We start from the raw sequence: 21,365 nt of genomic DNA on the forward strand, positions 1-21,365 counted from the left end.
TAACCACAAGGACTTGTCATGGCCCGCTTTTTACTCAGCCGCTTTTTGCAAACTCTGATAACGCTGGCGGTCATGTCAGTGTTGGTGTTCGCTGGTGTGTATCTGGTCGGCAACCCGGTGGATTTGCTGCTGGGCAGCAATGCGACGCCTGCCGAGCGTGACGCGGTGATCCGTGCCTTCGGACTGGATAAAACCCTGTGGCAGCAGTACCTGCTGTTTGTCACCCATGCCTTGCAGGGCGATTTAGGTAACTCCTTTATTTTTAATCAACCTGCACTACACCTGATTTTGCAACGGATGCCCGCCACGCTGGAACTGGCGCTGGTGGCGTTTTTGCTGTCGCTGCTGGTGGGTATTCCATTAGGGGTGTTCGCCGGTCTGCGACCGGACAGTCTGGCGGCAAAATCGGTGATGACGGTCTCCATTCTGGGGTTTAGCCTGCCAACATTTTGGATCGGCATGATGATGATCATGCTGTTTAGCGTGAAGCTCGGCTGGCTGCCGTCGTCAGGACGGGGTGAGACGGTAACGGTAGCAGGCGTTCCCCTGAGTTTGCTGACGCTGGATGGCTGGCAACACCTGCTGTTGCCAGCGCTGAATCTGGCGCTATTCAAGATTTCATTGATTATTCGCCTGACCCGCGCAGGCGTGCGGGAATGCCTGCAACAGGATTATGTGCGTTTTGCCCGCGCCAAAGGGCTGTCAGAAAGCCGCATCCTGTTTGTGCATGTGCTGAAAAATACGCTGATACCGCTGATTACGGTAATTGGTCTGGAATTGGGGTCGTTGATTGCCTTTGCGGTCGTGACCGAAACGATTTACGCCTGGCCGGGGATGGGCAAGCTGATTATCGACGCCATCGCCGTGTTGGATCGCCCGGTCATTCTGGCTTACCTGATGATGACGGTGGTGATGTTTAGCTTAATCAACCTGCTGGTAGACGTACTGTACGCTGTGGTGGATCCACGTATCCGCTTAGGGAGTGGGCAATGAATATGCCACAACAACGTTCAGTGCATACGCCGTCCACCCTGCCGGTATCACGCTCGGCACTGAGCCACGTGCTATTGATGCTGTGGCAAGACCGATTGGCGCGGTTGGGGCTGTTTATGCTGGTGTTGATTGTGGCGCTGGCGCTGCTCGCCCCGTGGATTGCGCCGCAGAACCCGTATGATTTGTCCCAGTTGATGATCATGGATAACCGCCTGCCGCCGGGTTCCAGTGGTATGAGCGGGGTGACGTATTGGCTTGGCAGCGACGATCAGGGGCGTGATTTACTCAGCGCCATCCTCTACGGCACCCGCACCAGTCTGATAGTGGGCGTCAGTAGTGCACTGGTGGCGTTGTGTATCGGTATGGCCGCCGGTCTGTTGAGCGCCTGGCTGGGGGGCAAAACCGATGCGTTGTTGATGCGTATCGTTGATATCCAGCTTAGCTTCCCACCGATACTGATAGCCCTGATCCTGTTGGCGGTGCTCGGCCAGGGGGTGGATAAAATTATTCTGGCGCTGGTGATCACCCAGTGGGCCTATTACGCCCGTACCCTTCGCGCCTCTGCGCTACTGGAAAATCGCCGCAACTATGTGGATGCGGCGCGTGGCATGGCCTTTTCCACCCCGCGGATTCTGTTTCGCCATGTGCTGCCCAACTGCCTGCCGCCGTTGATCGTGGTCGCCACGATGCGTATTGCTTACGCCATCATGCTGGAGGCGACGCTGTCGTTTCTCGGCATCGGCCTGCCGATTACCGAACCGTCGCTGGGGTTATTGATAGCCAACGGTTTTGACTATCTGCTGTCCGGTGATTACTGGATCAGCCTGTTTCCTGGCGTGATGCTGTTGTTGCTGATTGTGGCCATCAATCTGATCGGCGACGCCTTGCGTGATGCGCTCAATACCAGACAGGAGGAGTGAGGGTGAATCAGCCGGTACTGCGCGTTGAACAACTGAATACCGCTTTTCGGGTGAACGGTGAGTGGCTGAAGGTGGTGCAGGATTTATCGTTTGAGATTGGCGAGCGGGAAACCGTGGCGCTGGTGGGGGAATCTGGCTCTGGCAAGAGCGTCACCGCGCTGTCCATCATGTGTTTGCTGGCAGGACCACAGGTGCAAACCCGTGGGCGGGTGCTGTTCGAGGGGCGTGACTTGCTGGCGTTACCCGCCCGTGAGATGCAGCACATTCGTGGCAACCGCATCGGCATGGTGTTTCAGGAGCCGATGACCAGCCTCAATCCGGTACTGAAGATCGGCACCCAGATAACCGAAGTGCTGCAACGCCACCGGGGGATGGATCACGCCAGTGCCCGAGCCGAAGCCGTACGTCTGTTGGAGAAAGTGCGTATTCCCGCAGCGCAGGCCCGGCTGGATGAGTATCCCCTGAGCTTTTCCGGCGGTATGCGACAGCGGGTGGTGATCGCCATCGCGCTGGCTTGCAACCCGACATTGTTGATTGTCGATGAGCCGACGACGGCGCTGGATGTCACCATTCAGGCGCAGATCCTGTCATTGATCCAGACGTTGCAGGACGAAGAGGGCATGTCGATTCTGTTCATCACCCACGATATGGGGGTGGTGGCGGAGGTCGCCGATCGCACCATCGTAATGTATCGCGGTGAAGGGGTGGAAATGGCTGAGACCCGTCAGCTATTTCAGGCACCGCAGCATCCTTACAGCAAAACGTTATTTTCCGCCGTACCGCGACTGGGTGACATGGCAGACAGCCCCCTTCCGCAACGCTTCGCGCTATTCGGGCAACCGGGCGTGAGCGAGCCGCTGCAAGACACGGTAATGGCGGGCACACCGGTGCTGGCGGTGCGTGATCTGGTGAAGCGTTTTGAGGTGAAAAGCGGGTGGTTACGGCGGGTGACTGGCCGGGTACACGCGGTCGAAAACGTGTCTTTTAGCCTGCAAGCCGGGGAAACGCTGTCGCTGGTGGGCGAGTCCGGCTGTGGCAAATCTACCACCGGGCGCGCTATCTTGCGATTGCTGGAACCGACTGGCGGTACGGTGTCGCTGTGCGGTGAAAACATGCTGAGCGCCGATAAGTCGGCGCTGGCCGGGTTACGGATGCGGGCGCAGATGATTTTTCAGGACCCGTATGACAGCCTCAACCCACGGATGACCATCGGGCGCGCGATTGCTGAGCCCATGGTCAGTCACGGTCTGGCATCCGCCCGGCAGGCACCGCAGAAAGTGGCAGAACTGCTGGAGAGGGTCGGGTTACAGGCCGACATGGCGGAGCGCTATCCGCACCAGTTCTCTGGCGGGCAGCGCCAACGGTTATGTATTGCGCGGGCGCTGGCGCTCAATCCACAATTGATCATCGCCGATGAGGCGGTGTCGGCGCTGGATATGACGGTCAAAGCGCAAATCGTCAATCTGTTGCTCGATTTGCAACAGCAATTGGGGCTGGCGTATCTGTTCATTTCTCACGATATGGCGGTGGTGGAGCGCATCAGCCATCGTGTGGCGGTGATGTATCAAGGGGAGATTGTGGAGATTGGCCCGCGTCAGGCGGTATTCAACAACCCCCAACATCCGTATACCCGACGCCTGCTGGCTGCCGTGCCGGTGCCTGACCCGCAACGGCGGGTATACCGCTCACTGCTGGCGGATGAACTGCATAGCCCGCTGCGCCCGCTGGATTACCAGCCGCCGGTGCGCCGTTACCAGCAGGTGGGCGACGACCATCTGGTGTTGTTATCTTGAAGAAACCCTTCACCCATGCTGTGATGGTATCGCTCAGGTCGTAAAGATACGGCCCCCGCCATTCCCGCGAGTAAAGAGGTCGGCCAGTGATGAACCGCAGAAGATTTCTTACCGCTCTCTCAACGGCTACTGTGATCCTGACAGCGGGCCGGGTCTTGGGCGTGTCCTTGCCGACGGCACACCCGCGTATCAACCTGTGGGACCACACCCCGCCGGGCGGCGGTGGCCCGGCTGACCTGCCGCACTTGAGTGCCCGGGGAGCGCTTAGCCACATCGCCACGCCTTATCTTGAGGTGTTTACGCCGGAAAAACCCAATGGTCAGGCTATCCTGGTGGCGGCGGGGGGCGGTTATCAGCATATCGAAATGGGCAAAGAAGCCTGGCCTGCCGCCGCCTGGCTGGTGGCGCTGGGGTATACGGCCTATGTTCTGGCCTATCGTTTGCCCGGTGAAGGCTGGCATGACGGCAACCGGGTGGCGTTGCAGGACGCGCAGCGTGCATTACGGTTGATTCGCCATCGGGAGCGCCGGGTGGGGGTATTGGGGTTTTCAGCCGGTGGGCACGTGTTGGGGATGGCCGCACTCAGGCAAGAAGCACTCTATCCTCCGCAGGATGCACTGGACGCATTACCGATTCAGGCTGACCATGCTGCGCTGATTTATCCCGTCATTACGCTGGAAAAACCCTATCAACATACGGCGACGCACCGGGTCCTGGTGGGGCGGGATGCCAGTGCGGCTATGGAGGCTGAGTGGTCGGTACAATCCTATGTCTCTCGGCGTTCGCCCCCCTTTTTTCTGGTACAGGCAGAGGATGATTCGGTGTCCGATCCGCATAATACGCTGATCATGGCGCAGACCTGCCAGCGCGCTAACGTGCCGGTAGTGATGCAACGCTACCCTGTCGGTGGGCACGGTTTTGGACTGGGGGAGCCGGGCTCGCTGGTCGCGGCCTGGCCGTCGGCGTACCTGAACTGGTTGCGTCATCAGCATCCCGTCACGCTATTTTAGAAGGAGTATTACGCATGAGTATCATGATGCCGAAGCGCATGACCCGATGGGCCGTGGGCGTACTTGCTGCCGGTGTGATGGCTTCAGTACAGGCGGGAACGGTGCAGGCTGACAGCCGGTTGTGTCTGGCGGCGACCGTACCCTCGGAATCTGCACTGCTGTCGACCGTTTCCCATCCGCCGTCAGCACAGCCGCAGGCTATCCCGGTTATGCATACTGAAGGAACGCTCCCCCATCAGGGCATTTATGATATCTCGAACGCCGCCCGACGCGATTTTAGCTATATGCGTGATTTGGCGCTGGCGTGGCATCGGGCTGGGGATGCGACATCGTTATCCCGATTGGCAACCTATCTTGATGCCTGGACGACAACTTATCGTCTGAGCTTTAACCCTATCGATGAAACCAGTCTGGATGGATTGATTGACGCTTATCAGCTCACTCACGATGCGTTGCCGGCAGCCACACAGGCACGCACCCGACGTTTTCTCAACGAGCTAACCACCGGTTACCTGCAACAGATGCAGGCACATCAGCAGGATAAGCGCGGGACCTGGACTAATAACTGGCAAAGCCACCGCGTTAAGCTGGTGACGATGGGCGCGGCCGCACTGGGGGATGCCCACCTGATGGCGGCGGCGCAAGAGGCGTTTATTCGCCAGTTGAATGCCAACATCCATCCTGATGGTGAAGTGCTGGATTTCAGCCAGCGTGATGCGCTGCATTATGTGGTGTACGACCTGGAGCCGCTGGTACGTGCCGCCCTGGCGGCGCGAACGCAAGGGCGTGACTGGCTTGATTTGAAAGGCGCGGAGGGGCAGAGCCTGCGTGGCGCGCTGGCGTGGCTCAGCCCGTATGCGGAGGGGGTGAAGACCCATCAGGAGTTTGCCCGTACCACGGTGAAATTTGATATCGCACGGCGACAAGCGGGGGTGGCTGGATTTGATGGCATCTGGCCTGCTAAAACCGCGGCGGCCCTGTACTGGTCAGCCAGTTTGCTGGATACCCGTTATCTGGAGACGGCTCGCAAACTGAACGCCACGCCGCCCCGCTGGTTATGGGCGGCGGTGTCGTGCCGGTAAGCGGTATCTGACGGTTTACCCCGCCAGTAACTGGCCGTAGCGGGCCAAGTCAACGTTGCCGCCACTGACGATAATACCGACGCGTTTCCCCCGCAGTTCGTGCTGGCTGGCACGGGCTGCGGCGAAGCCGAGACAGCCGGTCGGCTCGACCACCATCTTCATCCGCTCGGCAAAAAAGCGCATCGCGCTGACCAGTTCATCATCACTGACGGTTAAAATGTCATCCACATGCTTGCGAATCAACGCGAAGGTGTACTGACCCAGATGCTGCGTCTGAGCACCGTCGGCGAGGGTGTTGGGCGTATCGATATGTACGATGTGGCCGCAACGAAAAGACTGCTGACCATCGTTACCAGCTTCAGGCTCGACACCGTATACCCGACAGCCGGGCGACAGCTGACGTGCCGACAGTGCTGAACCGGATAGCAACCCACCGCCACCCATACAAACGAACAGGGCATCCAGCTCGCCTACCTCCTCGAACAGCTCTTTCGCTGCCGTTCCTTGCCCGGCGATGATATGTGGGTGGTCAAAGGGGGGAATCAACGTCATGCCATGCTGTTGCGCCAGTTCACGCCCGATGGCTTCACGGTCTTGCGTGTAACGATCGAAGGTTACCACCTGTGCGCCGTACCCCTTGGTGGCCGCTATCTTGGCTGCCGGGGCATCCTGCGGCATGACGATGGTCGCGGGGATTCCCAACAGTGTTGCCGACATGGCGATCGCCTGTGCGTGGTTACCGGAGGAGAACGCTACCACACCGGCTGCCTTTTGCTCTGGGGTGAATTGCAACAGCGCGTTCATCGCGCCGCGAAATTTGAACGCCCCCATGCGCTGGAAGTTTTCGCATTTGAAGTAAAGCTCTGCGCCGAGCGCGTCGTTGGCGGTACGGGAGGTGAGAACCGGCGTGCGATGGGCGTATCCGGCAATTCGCTCACTGGCGGCGACGACGTCGTCATAAGAAGGCAGAACAATCTGGCTCATGGCGGTTCCTTTATATAAACTATTTATCCAGTTTTAAACAAAATGTCTTATTTTTATAGCCGGTATTGTAGCCATTGCCAACCGTTTTTCGCGGGCAGGCGGGCTTTTTTGTTGGAATGCCGTACTGGCCCAGTTTGACATAACGTCTATTTATAAATAATTTATCCAGCAACAAAGGGTGAAGGAGAAACAGGGTGACACATCTGCCAGACTCGATACTGCTTGAACAGCTCAGTACCATTGCAGAAGGACTGGGGGAGACCTTTGCACCGTTTTGCGAAGTGGTGATCCATGACCTGAAAAACCCTGAGCACTCGATTCTGGCGATTTACAACAATTTGTCTGGTCGGGAGGTCGGGCAGCCAACCACTGAGCTGGGGTTGGCGCGTATCGCATCGCCGGAATTCCCCCGTATCGTGGCCAATTATGCCAATCAGTTTGCCGATGGCCGCCCGGTGAAAAGCACCTCGATAGGCATCAAGGACGCCAGTGGTGAATATGTCGCCTCTTTGTGCCTGAATGTGGATATGACACTGTTTCGCGGCATCCAGCACGCTTTCGCGCATTTTAATCAGGTCAATAGCGGCGTACTGACTGAAAATCTGGAACCGTCCGGTGCCGAGGCTATCCGTCAGCGTATCGACCAATTTGCGGCGCGTCTGGCGACCACACCGCGCGCACTGAAAGCACCAGAGCGGCGTCTGCTGATGCAGGAACTGCGGGAAAGCGGTTTACTTGACGTGAAGAAATCGATGGAGACGATTGCGCAACATCTGGGTATTTCACGCGCTTCCGTCTATAGCTATGCCCGCTAGCCCTGGCGGGAATCGGCCATCGTAGCAGCAGCGGCGAACCTGCGGCTCGAATCATTTAGGGTACAACGGGTTCATCCTTGTCAGAAGAAAGATCATTTTCTTATGATCTTATTATTATTCTATTGATTATTTCTGTTAACTCTCACGCCTCGGTCATTTTAAGTCGATGCCTATTTATATAGGCAGGTAATAACAACACACATAATCAAATCCGCCATTCATCACAGGATGCAGAACATTTGCTGCGGGGGATGTGGTGGAGAAATGACCAGTGGTCTATGCTTTTCAAAACAGGAAGATGCAGCAGATGACGTGAGACACATATTTTTCTTTTTAATGGTGTATAAGAAGTAAGAGTTATTTGAAGCGCGTCAGCGATCGCGTAGAGTGGGGTAAGGCTACCTGCCTGATTTACCTGCATGACTGATGTTGCCTTGTAACCATACATTAATAATTATTTGCATTGAGGACAGAATGGATAAATTTCAAAAAGAGATTGAGGAGAGAACTAATCTTACCTCGTCCAACAAGTTTGAATTGTTATTGTTCCGTTTGGGATCGGCTACCGGAGAAGGGCCATCCGAGCTGTTCGGTATCAATGTGTTCAAGCTTCGTGAAATCGTTCCGATGCCAACCTTGACCAAGGCCGCGGGTATGAAACCACCGATGCTTGGTATGATTAATATTCGCGGGCAGATTATTCCCGTTATCGATCTTCCGGCGGTGGTGGGGTGTGCGGCGAGTACCGGGCGCAACATCCTGCTGGTGACGGAATATGCACGCAGCACCCAGGCTTTTGCGGTCGAATCGGTTGACGATATTGTCCGCCTTGACTGGAGTCAGGTAAATACCGCTGAGGCGGGAGTCAGCAATACCTATATCACCAGTATTGCGCGCCTGGACAGTGATCCGGCGAGCAACCGTCTGGCGCTGGTGTTGGATGTGGAACAGATTCTGCACGATATTATTCCTACCGAGCGTGAAATCAAGATTGAAAGCGTGGAGGCGAAAACCTTCCACCTGAAACCCGGTGCGGTAGCGATTGTGGCCGAAGACTCCAAGGTTGCGCGCACGATGCTAGAAACGGGGTTGAAGGTGATGAGTATTCCCTACATCATGCATATCACCGGCCTGGAGGCCTGGAACAAGATTAAATTAATGGCGCAGGAAGCACAGGCGGAAGGTCGACCGATTTCAGATAAGATTGCCTTTGTGTTGACTGACCTGGAAATGCCGGAGATGGATGGATTTACGCTGACACGTAATATCAAACGTGATGAGGCGCTTAAGCACATTCCCGTTATCATCCACTCATCGTTGTCTGGCTCAGCCAACGAAGATCACGTACGCAATGTCGGTGCTGATTCGTATGTGGCGAAATTTGAAATCAATGAACTGGCTGCGGCCATCCACAAGGTTGTGGATCGTGTAAAACCGAAATAAGGCAAAGGCATTAACCGACGAGTGTTATTAACTGACGAGTGTCATTAGCCCAATAATGCCATTAAGCGATAATGGCATTGACTTCATAACGTCAATGATTTCGTACGGTCCCGTGTTGCTTACCCAGCATGGGGCCGATGCGTATGCAGTATCGGGCTTGTGCCGATATTCCTGTCTCCCCGCAACGATGTGCCCGCTCTGTTTTCCTGTTCTTAATTCATTGTGATTAACGAGACCGATGCGCAAAGCGCCGGGCTGATCACAATTTGCGCGATGTAAACGGTGAGATGAAAACCCGCACTCCGCGCGGGCTGGCACGGTAATTATTGCTGGCGTGCCAGTTATCTTTACTCTAAAGCTAATGATCGTGACGGCTGCTTGATTGAAGCCGCTTCAGCCAGAGAACATACTTTTCCCCAGACCAAGGCAAATCAAAATGATGAGCTGAATCAGGAGGTTAACAATGTTGTCTGGGCAAACGTCACCGCGGGTCTGGAATACGCGCCGCAGTGAAAAGCAACGGCGCAAAGCGTCGATACCCGTTTCGGGCAAGGTGCTACCTACGGAACATCTGGCCGCGATGTTGGAAAAACTGATCGCTCCCGGCGATAAGGTCGTGCTGGAAGGTAATAACCAAAAGCAGGCCGATTTCCTCTCTCGCACCCTGGCTGAAGTCAACCCGCAGGTGGTGCATGACCTGCACATGATCATGCCAAGCGTTGGGCGTAGCGAGCATCTGGATATCTTCGAGAAAGGCATCGCCCATAAACTCGATTTCTCCTTCTCGGGTACGCAAAGTCTGCGCATTTCTCAGCTGCTGGAAGACGGTGCGCTGGAAGTGGGGGCGATTCACACCTATATCGAACTCTATTCCCGTCTGTATGTTGATTTGATCCCGAATGTGGCGCTGGTGGCCGGGTATAAAGCCGACCGTAAAGGCAACCTGTACACCGGCCCCAGCACCGAAGACACCCCGGCGCTGGTTGAAGCCGCCGCATTCCATGACGGCATCGTCATCGCGCAGGTGAATGAACTGGTGGATGACGAAACCGATTTACCACGCGTCGATATTCCCGGCTCCTGGATTGATTATGTCGTTGTCGCCGATAAGCCGTTCTTTATCGAACCGCTGTTTACCCGTGATCCGCGTCTGATCAAACAAGAACACATTCTGATGGCGATGATGGCTATCAAGGGCATCTATGCCGAGCATCAGGTGCAGTCACTCAACCACGGTATCGGTTTTAACACCGCCGCGATTGAGCTGTTGCTGCCGACCTATGGCGAGCGTCTGGGGCTGAAAGGCAAGATCTGTAAACACTGGACACTGAACCCGCATCCCACCCTGATCCCGGCGATCGAAAGCGGCTGGGTCGAGAGTATCCACTGCTTCGGTGGCGAACTGGGGATGGAAGCCTATATCGCCGCGCGGCCGGATGTGTTCTTCACCGGTGCGGATGGGTCGATGCGTTCTAACCGCGCATTTTGCCAGTTGGCGGGACAATACGCTGTCGATATGTTTATTGGTTCGACCTTGCAGGTCGACGGGGTGGGTAACTCATCTACCGTGACCAAAGGCCGTCTTGCCGGGTTCGGTGGTGCGCCCAACATGGGGCACGACCCACATGGCCGTCGTCATGCCACCCCGGCCTGGCTCGCCATGATCAACGAACCCGATCCGATGCAACGCGGGCGCAAGCTGGTGGTGCAAATGGTGGAGACCTTCCAGGCCGGCGTGAAACCAACGTTTGTGGAAAAACTCGATGCGGTCGATGTGGCGAAAGCTACCGGTATGCCGCTGGCACCAGTGATGATTTATGGCGATGACGTGACCCACGTGCTGACCGAAGAGGGGATCGCCTATCTCTATCGTGCCAACAGCCTGGAAGAGCGGCGGGCGATGGTCGCAGCGGTCGCCGGGATAACCGATATCGGGCTGGGTGTGGACGCGCAACGCGTGGCGGAGTTCCGCCGCAGCGGCAAGGTGGCCTACCCGGAAGATTTGGGGATCCGCCGCACCGAAGCGACCCGTTCCCTGTTAGCGGCGGGTAGCGTGGCCGACCTGGTGGAATGGTCAGGCGGCTTGTACAACCCGCCAGCCAAATTCCGGAGCTGGTAAATGAAAACGCAGCGACAGTCCGATGCTCACTGTTATGCCCTCTGGCTGGCCGACACCGCAACACATTGCCTGATTGAGGAAGCGCGACTGAGCCCCAAACCGGGTTTGGTCGATAGTCGTGGCAGCGGTGCGCATCAGGATTTGACGCTCGCGCTGATGGAACGCTCCGCTCACAGCCTGACCGCGACCTTTCATGCACTGGCGCTTCAGAGCTGGCAACGCCCGGCGGATGCCGCATTACGGCAGACAGTGGGGCGGGTGGGGCGTGAAGGCGAACAGCAGATGATGCTGGCGACAGGCGGTGTGAATACGCACCGCGGAGCCATCTGGGCATTGGGGCTGTTGGTGAGCGCCGCAGCGATGCTCGGCGGTTTTGGCAGCGTTCAGACTATCACCGAGACGGCAGCACAGCTGGCTCGCTTGCCGGATAGCGCTGCGCCGACCGTGTTCAGCAAAGGGCGGCTGGCGACGCAACGTTATCAGGTATCGGGTGCGCGTGAAGAAGCACAGCAGGGCTTTCCACATATTACCCGGCTGGCGCTGCCGCAACTGCGACGCAGTCGGCGTCAGGGCGCGAGCGAGAACGACGCGCGGCTGGATGCACTGATGGCGGTCATGACGTCGCTGAGCGATACCTGTGTGTTGTCGCGTGCCGGGCTTGATGGGTTACAGGCGATGCAGCAGGGCGCACAGGCAGTACTGGCGGCGGGGGGCGTGTCTTGCCCCGCGGGCCGACAGGCGCTGGCGCAACTGGATACGCGCATGCTGGCGCTGAACGCCTCTCCCGGCGGTGCGGCCGACCTGCTGGCTGCCACGTTATTGCTTGATGGTATCGCACAACCATCTTTATACGATTAAGAGGGTGTTATGGAACACATTACATTGTCATTCCCGGCTACCCGCACGGCCAGCGGCAACGCGCTGGCGGGCGTGGTGGGATCCGGTGATATGGAAGTGCTGTTGACGGCGGATGCCGGACAGACACTCACCATCGACATCACCACGTCGGTGGATAACAGCCGGGCACGCTGGCAGGCGCTGTTTTCCCGGTTAAGTACGCTTGGCAGCCTGACGGCTGGCACCATGACCATCCACGATTTTGGCGCCACGCCCGGTGTGGCACGCATCCGTATCGAACAGGTTTTTGAAGGGGTGAGTTATGCGTGACGACCGCAGTTTTATCGAACTTAAAGCGCGGGAACGCGCCCACGCACTGCTGGATGAAGGCAGTTACCGCGAGCTGCTCGGGCCGTTCGACGGCATGGTTTCGCCGTGGCTGGGGCAGCAGGGGGTCGTGGTGCAGTCTGACGACGGCATGGTGGTCGCGAAAGGTACGTTGCAGGGCAAACCGACGGTCGTGATCGCGATTGAAGGGGCATTTCAGGGCGGCAGCATGGGGGAAGTCTCCGGGGCCAAGATGGCCGCCGCGCTGGAACTGGCGGCTGAGGACCAACGGAACGGTATTCCGACGCAGGCGATTCTTTGCCTGGAAACGGGCGGGGTACGGTTGCAGGAAGCCAATCTGGGCCTGGCGGCGATCGCCGATATCCATGCCGCGATTGTCGACTTGCGTCGTTACACACCGGTTATCGGCATCATCGCCGGGACGGTAGGGTGCTTTGGCGGCATGTCGATTGCCGCGGCGCTGTGCAGCCACCTGATTGTTACCCGCGAGGCACGTCTGGGCCTCAATGGCCCGCAGGTGATTGAACAGGAAGCCGGGGTGGCCGAGTACGACTCGCGTGATCGTCCGTTCATCTGGAGTATGACCGGCGGTGAGATTCGTCACCACAGCGGTCTGGCCGACAGTCTGGTGGCTGATGGCGTTAACGCGGTCAAACACGCGGTGAATGATGCCCTTGCCCACGGTGTACCGGCACAACACCGGTCGGATAAGTATGCGTGGTATCTGACACGTCTGACTGATGCCGATACACGCATGCAGGCCGACACGCAGCAGATCCAACAGCTTTTCGGAGAGGTAAAATCATGAGTCAGGTAGCACATCGCGGCGCGTTATGGTTAGACGCGCTGGCACCTGGGAAACCACGCCTGAGCGGGCTGTGCCCGTCGGTACAGGTGGCAGACGGCGACATCGCCGGTGAGCCGGTACGTTTTATCGCCGTGGTTCCCGACGCGAATAACCACTACCCACGTGCGGTAAAAGGTGAGGTCGGGTTGCTGGAAGGCTGGACGCTGGCGAAGGTGGTGCATGAAACGATTGCAGCCGATCGCAATAGCGAGAAGAAACGCCCGATCGTAGCGGTAATTGATGTTCCCAGTCAGGCGTATGGCCGTCGGGAAGAAGCCTTCGGTATTCATCAGGCGCTGGCGGCGTCGGCAGGGGCTTACGCCGAGGCGCGTCTTGCTGGTCACCCGGTTATTGGGTTGATCGTCGGCAAAGCAATGTCCGGGGCGTTTCTGGCTCACGGCTATCAGGCTAACCGACTGGTAGCCTTTAATGACCCGGAAGTCCAAATTCACGCCATGGGCAAAGCCTCAGCGGCGCGTATCACGCTCAGAAGTGTCGAAGATCTGGAGAAGCTGGCCGCGACCATCCCGCCGATGGCGTATGACATACGCAATTACGCCACGCTGGGGTTGTTATCGACACTGCTGGATATCGCCAACCCGGATGCGCCGTCTGCCGACGACCTGACACAGGTGAGCGCAGCACTGCAACAGGCGGTGGCCGATGCCCGCCGTGACCCGTCGCTGAAAACGCGACTGGGTGCGGACAACCGGCGCAGTTCTTCCCTCGTTCGTGAGCGGATGAGGGCGCAGTGGTAAGCGCGCTTAACCACGCTTACAGCTAAGTCACATACCGGTGGCTGGTTCGTGTTGAACCACGACGGCCACCTATCGGTAAGCCAATAAAGAGACCTGCCAGATAACAGGGGCAAGGTGCCATTCGGCGCCTGCAGGATCCCTTTTGTCTGAAAAAACGGCCGTCTGAACATCGACAGACATTGCGCCCGCCACTGTGCGGACACAAGCCAAACCATCGCGCTGGAACTGATACTCTTTTTATTACAGGTGAATACGATATGACTTATGTAATTGTTCATGCCCTCGCGCCCATTTTTATCATCATGCTGCTGGGGTTCTGGGCGGGCAAAGCTAAGCTGGTGGATAACAAGAACGTCGCGCTGCTCAATATTTTCGTGATGGATTTTGCTTTGCCAGCGGCATTGTTTAGCGCCACCGTGCAAACGCCCTGGTCCGGCATTGTCCAACAGTCTCCGCTGATCGTGGTGTTGACGCTGGCGATGTGGATAACCTACGCCGCTATCTACTTTCTGGCTGTCAAGGTATTCCATAAAACGCCGCAGGACGCGGCGGTGCTGACGCTGACCGTCGCGCTGCCCAACTACGCGGCACTCGGTTTGCCGATCCTCGGCAGTGTGTTGGGTGATGGGTCATCGACATCACTCTCCGTGGCGGTCTCTATTGCCTGTGGTTCGGTGTTAATGACGCCGTTCTGCCTGCTGATTCTGGAGCGTGAAAAGGCGCGGGCGTCCGGCGGTAGCGAGACCTCTACGCTGTCGATGCTGCCGGTGTTGATGTGGCGATCACTGAAAAAACCGATCGTGTTAGGGCCACTGCTGGGTGTCGTGTTGTCCGCCATCGGTATCCGCATGCCAGAACTGCTGTTGTCGGCAATCAAACCGCTGGGCTTATCCGCGACCGCGACCGCACTCTTCCTGACCGGGGTTATTCTGTCTGCACGCCAGTTAAAACTGAATTCGATGGTCACCACCGCGGTATTGACCAAGTTGCTGATTCAACCGGCGTTGGCATGGGGTATCGTGCTGGTACTGGGATTACACGGCTCGGTGGCGATCACCGCGATTCTGATGATTGCGCTGTCCGCCGGGTTTTTCGGGGTGGTGTTCGGTAACCGCTTTGGCGTGCAATCGCCGGATGCGGAAGCCGTGCTGCTGTTAAGCTCCGTTCTCTGTATCCTGTCGCTACCGCTGTTTATCACGTTAACGTCAGGTATTTGAACGACATCAGGAGTCTGAATCATGGTAACGACACGACCGCACGACTTGTTATGGCTTGCCTCCCGCGACGCATTGGAGGGGATTGATGCTCCCTGGGTGGCGAGCCAATGGCAACCGGCGCTGCCGGTGGTAGTGCGGCGTGACGTTGACCCGGCAGGGCGCATTCCGGTGGGGGTGCGCGGTCTGCGCCGCGACCAGCGTGCTGCCGGGTGGGTAGCAGCAGAGCAGATTGTTCGGGTGGTCACGCCGGAGAGTCTGAGCAACCTGTCATCGCTATTGCATTCATCGTTTGTCTCTCAGCCACCGGTACAGCTTGCGATTCAACTGGCGCAACAGCACTGGCCGTGGCAATGGGGCATCACCGGTGCTACCGCCTACGCGCTGGCAACGCAAGTGCCGGTGCTGCATGCCGCCAGCGACCTGGACCTGCTGATTCGCGCACCACAGGCGCTGGAGCGTGACGCGTTGGCACACTGGCAACGGCTGCTTTTCGCATCGCCGTTATGCCGGGCCGATACGCAAATTGAAACGCCCAACGGTGGTTTCGCGCTGGCTGAATGGTTACGCGATGGACAGGTGCTGTTAAAAACCAACCACGGCCCGCGGCGGGTCAGCGACCCGTGGGCAATGGAGCTGTAAAATGAAAATTCTGTTTACCTTCCCCGGACAGGGCGCACAGCACGCTGGCATGTTGCAGCAATTGCCAGCCGATACGCGCGTGTTGGATGAGGCGGTTGCCGTGTTGGGGGATGAGGTTTACCAGCTGGATACCCCGCAGGCATTACAACACACCCGTGCGGTACAACTGTGCCTGTTGATAACCGGGGTCGCCTGGGCCAGAGCGCTGATGGCGCGTGATCTGATGCCAGATATGGTCAGCGGTTTGTCGATTGGCGCATTTCCGGCGGCGGTGATAGCCGGGGTGCTGCGTTTTGACGATGCGTTACGGCTGGTAGCGTTGCGCGGTGATCTGATGGAACAGGCATACCCGCAAGGCTACGGACTGACCGCGATTATGGGCTTAAGCCAGTCGGAAGTGGAAGCCTTGCTGCCCGGCAGCGGGGCGTATATCGCCAACCTCAATGCTGAACGGCAAATTGTGATTGCCGGTAGCGATGAAAGCATGGCACAGGTGGCGGAACAGGCACTACAACGCGGTGCCAGTCGGGTGCAACGCCTGCATGTTAGCGTGCCGTCGCACTGTGCGCTGCTTGATGCGCCCGCCGGGCAACTGGCGGCGGCGATGTCGTCGGTGTCCTTTTCTCCTCCCCGCTGCTGTTATCTCAGTGGCAGTTCTGCCCGTGCTATCTGGCAACCGGAGCGTATTGCAGACGATCTGGCGATGAACATGGCGCGCACCGTGCGCTGGCATGAGGCGATGGTGGCAGCGGAAGAGCGCGATGTCGGGCTGGCGATTGAGATGCCGCCGGGTGGCGTGCTGACCTGTCTGGCGAAACAGGCGTTTAGTCGCAGCGAGGCATTTTCACTGGCGCGCAGCGGTAGCGATGTGGTCATCCACCGCACCGCGCAACTCAGGGCGCAGGGGTAGTATTCAGGCTACGGGCGTACATGCGGCCTTCGGCGACCAGCGCCAGCAGATTCGGGTCGTGCTCGCGGTTGCGAGCGAAGACGATGGCGATGAGCTGGCGCATCTGATAAGGCGCTGCCAGCGGTAGCAGTTGCACATCGTTTTCGTAGACTTTTTTCATCCGCTCGGGGATCAGGGTAAAGCCGACACCAGCTTGCACCAGACTGAGCATGGAAAAGATGTCACCCACCCGCGTGACGATCTCCGGTTCAAAGCCTGCAATATGAAACGCCTCCTGAAAACCGGCATAGGTGGCAAACCCTTCAGACAGTGAAACGAACCGCTGGTGATGAAAATCCCGCAGGTCGGCTGGTTGACTAGTATCGAGCTTCGCGCTGGCGGGTGCCGCCAGACAAATATTGTCCTCAAACAACGGCAGACACTCTAAGCGGTTACGATCAATCGTGTCGTCGGACAGCGAGATAAGGATCGCGTCAAGCTGTTGGTCATCCAGCATGGCGAGCAGACGCTGATTCGACCCCATGGTCAAATCCAACTCCAGATCGGGACGGCGCAGTTTGACGCCCATGATCAGGCGCGGCACCGTTTCCAGCGTCAGCGAATACAGTGTGCCGATACGCAGTCGCCCCTGACCGACACCTGCGGTCTTGCGCGTCTCTTCCAGCCCTCGCTCCATCAGCAACATCGCTTCCTGGCTGTATTCCAGCAGCGTATGTGCCGCTGGCAATGCCACCAGATTGCGACCTTTATGGATAAACAGCGGGCAACGCACACCTTCTTCCAGCGTATGCAACGCCCGGTGCACGCTAACACCGCTCAAGCCAAGACGCTCCGCGGTACGGGTGATGGTGCCGGTTTCCATGAAGGTCTTGAAAATCTCAAGTTTACGGAAGGTGATGTCGCTGTCTGTTAGCATGTCGGGCTCATAGTGTGTGCTGAGGCGGTGGATAACAATCGCTAAACCGTGGCGGGAATTGTACCTGCAATTCGCAGTCAAAGGGGAGAGGGGAGTCGTCAAGCGATGGTTGATAACGGTTGACTGTGATGTGGTCACATGCTCGCATCCGTTCCAGTTAGTTAACTACAAAAAAAGCGCGTGTTTCTTTTTCTGAGTCATCAGCGCTATCGTTTTGGGTATGCGATCTCTTTTAGGAATGACGATGATGAATGAGCGGTTCACTATTGGTGATGATCATGTTCGATTTACCTCTCCCGATGTTGTTTTACCGCTGGGATATCAGGCCATCGCGCATCGGTTTTTCCGTCACACCATGCCGTCCGCGTATGACGTCGAGATGGCGATAGCCACCATTGAAGATGTGATTCAGGCGACATCGATACTACGTCAGGTAGCGCAGCAGGCTTCATGCGTAGACCCGTATCTTAAAGAAATTGCCTGCATCACGGGCAGCCATGACATGCTGACTCTGCAGCAGATCGAGGATGTATTTAACCGGGTAGCGGATGTGATTTCCGGCAGCCCCAAACGTGATGGCGAATTCCCGGATGACATCGGGTTTATCAGCTACCTGGTTATCGTGCGTGAATTGTCACACCATCTGGGGATTCTGCAGATTATGTTGGTATAGCAGAGTGCGCTGCGAGAGGTATATGTCATGGCTCGATTATCTCTCTTCCGTCTGATTATGGTCAGGGCTGTTTGTATAGGGTGTGGCCCTAAGAGGTCTGGACGTCTGCTCATGCCAGAAGTCGATGGTTACGGAAAATACGGTGTTAGGGGAGTTCCAGACCTTTGCTATCAATAAAAGTCGTGTCCACATTAGGTGGGTAGGATCAACATTCGCTCCCAACGAATTTGTCCCTTGCTTGCTGTGTGACGATGCTCATGGCTGAGCATCGTCCTAAAGGGTTAACGCTTCGCGTTATTCAAAACGAGTATGTTGGTCTTGAAACTCGAATTATTTGGGATAGATATCTATCGTACATTACGAATGCATTGGTTATTGGCCCATCCCTAACGAGGTCGCTGCAAACGACACTCCAACAACGCGAAGGATTTAGGTTTAAGTGACTAAGATTTTGCTTTCTCTAACGCCTGTTTTGCCGCCGCCAGGACACCTGTGCTGGACATGGTCGCGCCTGTCACTGCATCAATTCCTTCTGCTGTTTGTTTTTCAATAATTTCTGGCAATATATTATCAATGACCCCCATCATCATTGCTTCAGTATCTTCGTGTTTTACCACTTCAACATTGGCAATTTTGCCCGCGCTAACTTTCACTGAGACTTCGACCTCCCCCTCTTTACCTTGCGCTTTTCCGGTGTATGTCCCGTCTTTATACGTTTGAGCAGCCTGAACGCTGGCCGAGGCCACAAACAATAAGGCGGCGGCAACAGCTAACGATGTAACGATTTTTTTCATAATTATCCCACTTTTCTCTGCTATTGAGATGACTGCAACGCCGCGACTCACGAGGCGGCGTTCCGTGAATAATGTGGCTTATTGACCTGCTTTAATTTCTTTTACCGCTTCATCGGCACCAATACGACCAAAGGTAACGATATCCGCCAGAGAGTTGCCCCCCAGTCGGTTGGCGCCATGCACCCCACCTGTGGCTTCACCTGCTGCAAACAGATTCGGGATCACCTTGCCTTGGTTATCGAGAACTTGTGCTTTGGTGTTGATGGCGATACCACCCATCGTATGGTGGATACCCGGCGTCACTTCAATAGCGTAATATTTGCCTGTATTCAGCGCTTGTTTAAAACTTTCGCGACCAAATTCGGTATCTTTGTTCGCTTTTGCGTAGCCTGTGTAGTCAGACAGCGTTTTAGATAACTGCTTGGGATCCATCTTGATGGCAGTCGCAAGCGCTTCTACCGAATCCCCTTCGAGCACCAGTTTCTGTTTGAAATAAGTATCAATAGTCTTATTCTGCTTGACGAGTGCGTCATTAAAGATCACATAAGCATGGGCGTTAGGTTGTTTTAAAATGCTTTGCGAAACCACATCACGTGTTAGCAATTCATTAACAAATCGTTTGCCTTGTTCGTTAACTAAAATAGCACCGTCACCACGCACACCTTCCGTAATCAGAATCCCTTTTCCAGGTACGGTTGAGGGGTGAATCTGGATATATTCCATATCCACTAGCTTGGCGTTAATACTTTCCGCCATTTTTACCCCTTCTCCTAATGAGCCGGGAGCATTCGTTGTTTTAAAACCAACCAATTTGGGATCGTAGTGTTTAATCATGTCAAAATTTGCACCAAATCCACCGGAGGTAATCATCACTTTCTTAGCATCAATGGTGTAAACGTTGCCATCTTTGCCTTTCGCTTTAATACCAGTCACTGCACCTTTATCATTTTTGATAATTTCTGTTGCAGAAGTGCGTGTACGCATATCAATGTTAAGAGCTTTGATTTTTTTGATCAGTGCCGTAGCAATAAAACTGCCCGCAGGCTCTCCCCCCATAGGGCGGTGGATACGGTCGACACTCGCTCCTCCGGCTCGAGACACATCCGCTAACTCTGCGCCATTTTCTTTCAAAAATTGAATGGAATCTTTTGCTTGCTCTGTAATGATGTGAACCAAATCAGGATTGTTGATGTTTCGTCCTCCTTTCATCGTATCTTTAAAGAACAACTCAGGACTATCTTCAATGCCCTTGGCCTTTTGATAAGGCGTTCCTGCTGCGTTTAAGCCTCCCTCTGCGCGTGCTGTATTCCCCCCGGCAAATGGCATCTTTTCCAATAGGATGACTTTGGCACCCTGATTATGTGCTTCAATGGCGGCAGACATACCTGCGCCCCCTGCGCCAATGATCACCAGATCGGTAGATTCCCGGGTCTCACTTTGCGCCATAGAAGAAAAAGCGAGTGCGAGCGCACTGAATAACAGAACTTTTTTTTTCATAATAAATTTCCTTTATTTTATTCTTGGATGAAGCAAGCAAAGACTATTTTTTGAATTAAAAACGGTGGCGTGACCGTTTCTGTCAATTTCATATCGACATAATTCAAAAATAAACCTGCACAGAACATCCCCACACAAGGTATTAATATTTTTATAACATATTCACAGCGCATTACGTCATCACAGTTTTTAATCATGATGCACTAAGTGCAATAGCGTTGCTTTTTCAAATAGTACGCTGATAACAGAATAATTATTTTAACCAGATCATAAAATGACACATTCAGAGATAGATGTACGTGAATGACGAAATAGGTTTTGTTGAATAAATAAAATTCCTGGCGAAAGCTCCTGGCAAAAGAGCGATTCTCAGGTCATACGCATGATTTCTGGCATATCTGCCTTCGTCATTTTGTTTAGTGCAAGCACGATGACCAGAGCCTCTGCAACCTGACCATCGTAGTCCCGCAGTGTCAGTCAACCCTGAAAAACGGTTATGGTTCGTTGTCCATTTTTTGCGGGTGTTTTTGTCTTAACTCTATGATTTTAAATAAAGGTATTGCAATTTCCATACACCTCATATCAGTTTCCTGAACCCTCGCGGCGAGGGGTAAGCGCGTTGATTTTCTTTCGTCGTAGTTCATGGTGGTATGGCTGAGTATCATACGCACCGGCTGAAATCAGATGAAACGCCACAACGTGTGCAAATATTTTTGGCATAATACTCATCCCTTCTTTTTTCCAGAATGTATCGACATTTTACAATTCAG

20 protein-coding genes are annotated in these 21,365 nt (G+C 55.5%); 16 read left to right on the top strand and 4 right to left on the bottom strand.

Annotated features, from left to right (window positions below):
• Window positions 1-18 precede the first annotated feature (18 nt).
• From LF929_RS07920 to LF929_RS07940, 5 genes are all read left to right on the top strand, one after another.
• Window positions 19-993: an ABC transporter permease gene (locus LF929_RS07920; protein WP_038904789.1), complete on the top strand. Its 975-nt coding sequence runs from the start codon at window positions 19-21 to the stop codon at window positions 991-993.
• On the top strand, window positions 990-1,913 hold the full coding sequence (locus LF929_RS07925; protein ID WP_226092899.1) for an ABC transporter permease: 924 nt from the start codon (window positions 990-992) through the stop codon (window positions 1,911-1,913). The genes LF929_RS07920 and LF929_RS07925 overlap by 4 nt, the downstream gene beginning before the upstream one ends.
• Window positions 1,914-1,915: 2 nt before the next feature.
• Window positions 1,916-3,706 carry an ABC transporter ATP-binding protein gene (locus LF929_RS07930; RefSeq protein WP_226092898.1) on the top strand — a complete coding sequence of 597 codons (1,791 nt, stop codon included), beginning with the start codon at window positions 1,916-1,918 and terminating at the stop codon, window positions 3,704-3,706.
• 89 nt (window positions 3,707-3,795) lie between these two features.
• Window positions 3,796-4,716, top strand: a complete 921-nt coding sequence (locus tag LF929_RS07935; protein WP_226092897.1) for an alpha/beta hydrolase — start codon at window positions 3,796-3,798, stop codon at window positions 4,714-4,716.
• A 14-nt stretch (window positions 4,717-4,730) separates the two neighbouring features.
• A complete protein-coding gene (locus LF929_RS07940; protein ID WP_226092896.1) occupies window positions 4,731-5,798 on the top strand; it encodes an alginate lyase family protein in 1,068 nt (355 codons plus the stop codon).
• Between the two features lie 15 nt (window positions 5,799-5,813).
• Here the strand turns inward: LF929_RS07940 and LF929_RS07945 are convergent, their stop codons facing one another.
• Complete coding sequence (locus LF929_RS07945; RefSeq protein WP_210175526.1) at window positions 5,814-6,782, bottom strand: threo-3-hydroxy-L-aspartate ammonia-lyase; 969 nt, start codon at window positions 6,780-6,782, stop codon at window positions 5,814-5,816.
• A gap of 194 nt (window positions 6,783-6,976) precedes the next feature.
• Between LF929_RS07945 and LF929_RS07950 the strand changes: the two genes are divergently transcribed.
• The 10 genes from LF929_RS07950 (at window position 6,977) to mdcH (ending at window position 16,715) form a co-directional block, all read left to right on the top strand.
• Complete coding sequence (locus LF929_RS07950; RefSeq protein ID WP_210175527.1) at window positions 6,977-7,597, top strand: transcriptional regulator; 621 nt, start codon at window positions 6,977-6,979, stop codon at window positions 7,595-7,597.
• 474 nt (window positions 7,598-8,071) lie between these two features.
• Window positions 8,072-9,040 (top strand): chemotaxis protein, encoded by a 969-nt coding sequence (locus LF929_RS07955; RefSeq protein WP_210175528.1) that lies wholly within the window; start codon window positions 8,072-8,074, stop codon window positions 9,038-9,040.
• 463 nt (window positions 9,041-9,503) lie between these two features.
• The gene (gene mdcA / locus LF929_RS07960) at window positions 9,504-11,159 is read left to right on the top strand and encodes a malonate decarboxylase subunit alpha (RefSeq protein ID WP_210175529.1); all 1,656 of its coding nucleotides are present in this window, start codon (window positions 9,504-9,506) and stop codon (window positions 11,157-11,159) included.
• Window positions 11,160-12,017: a triphosphoribosyl-dephospho-CoA synthase gene (locus tag LF929_RS07965; protein WP_210175530.1), complete on the top strand. Its 858-nt coding sequence runs from the start codon at window positions 11,160-11,162 to the stop codon at window positions 12,015-12,017.
• 9 nt (window positions 12,018-12,026) lie between these two features.
• The gene (gene mdcC, locus LF929_RS07970; RefSeq protein ID WP_038904776.1) at window positions 12,027-12,326 is read left to right on the top strand and encodes a malonate decarboxylase acyl carrier protein; all 300 of its coding nucleotides are present in this window, start codon (window positions 12,027-12,029) and stop codon (window positions 12,324-12,326) included.
• Window positions 12,319-13,152, top strand: a complete 834-nt coding sequence (locus LF929_RS07975) for a biotin-independent malonate decarboxylase subunit beta (protein ID WP_210175531.1) — start codon at window positions 12,319-12,321, stop codon at window positions 13,150-13,152. Before mdcC ends, LF929_RS07975 begins: the two co-directional genes overlap by 8 nt.
• Complete coding sequence (gene mdcE / locus LF929_RS07980; RefSeq protein ID WP_210175532.1) at window positions 13,149-13,949, top strand: biotin-independent malonate decarboxylase subunit gamma; 801 nt, start codon at window positions 13,149-13,151, stop codon at window positions 13,947-13,949. The genes LF929_RS07975 and mdcE overlap by 4 nt, the downstream gene beginning before the upstream one ends.
• 257 nt (window positions 13,950-14,206) lie before the next feature.
• The gene (locus LF929_RS07985) at window positions 14,207-15,166 is read left to right on the top strand and encodes an AEC family transporter (RefSeq protein ID WP_038904772.1); all 960 of its coding nucleotides are present in this window, start codon (window positions 14,207-14,209) and stop codon (window positions 15,164-15,166) included.
• 21 nt (window positions 15,167-15,187) lie between these two features.
• Window positions 15,188-15,805, top strand: a complete 618-nt coding sequence (locus LF929_RS07990; RefSeq protein ID WP_210175533.1) for a malonate decarboxylase holo-ACP synthase — start codon at window positions 15,188-15,190, stop codon at window positions 15,803-15,805.
• 1 nt (window position 15,806) lies between these two features.
• The gene (gene mdcH / locus LF929_RS07995; RefSeq protein WP_210175534.1) at window positions 15,807-16,715 is read left to right on the top strand and encodes a malonate decarboxylase subunit epsilon; all 909 of its coding nucleotides are present in this window, start codon (window positions 15,807-15,809) and stop codon (window positions 16,713-16,715) included.
• Here mdcH and LF929_RS08000 read toward each other — a convergent pair.
• Window positions 16,699-17,631: a LysR family transcriptional regulator gene (locus tag LF929_RS08000; RefSeq protein ID WP_168362848.1), complete on the bottom strand. Its 933-nt coding sequence runs from the start codon at window positions 17,629-17,631 to the stop codon at window positions 16,699-16,701. The two genes, mdcH and LF929_RS08000, sit on opposite strands and share 17 nt — an antisense overlap.
• 244 nt (window positions 17,632-17,875) lie before the next feature.
• Between LF929_RS08000 and LF929_RS08005 the strand changes: the two genes are divergently transcribed.
• A complete protein-coding gene (locus LF929_RS08005; RefSeq protein WP_226092895.1) occupies window positions 17,876-18,304 on the top strand; it encodes a hypothetical protein in 429 nt (142 codons plus the stop codon).
• A gap of 443 nt (window positions 18,305-18,747) precedes the next feature.
• Here LF929_RS08005 and LF929_RS08010 read toward each other — a convergent pair whose 3' ends face one another.
• The gene (locus LF929_RS08010; protein ID WP_226092894.1) at window positions 18,748-19,098 is read right to left on the bottom strand and encodes an FMN-binding protein; all 351 of its coding nucleotides are present in this window, start codon (window positions 19,096-19,098) and stop codon (window positions 18,748-18,750) included.
• 78 nt (window positions 19,099-19,176) lie between these two features.
• Window positions 19,177-20,595 (bottom strand): flavocytochrome c, encoded by a 1,419-nt coding sequence (locus LF929_RS08015; protein ID WP_226092893.1) that lies wholly within the window; start codon window positions 20,593-20,595, stop codon window positions 19,177-19,179.
• Window positions 20,596-21,365 lie beyond the last annotated feature (770 nt).

The sequence above is a fragment of the Dickeya oryzae genome (assembly GCF_020406815.2).
In the GTDB taxonomy this organism is placed as follows: Bacteria; Pseudomonadota; Gammaproteobacteria; order Enterobacterales; family Enterobacteriaceae; genus Dickeya; species Dickeya oryzae.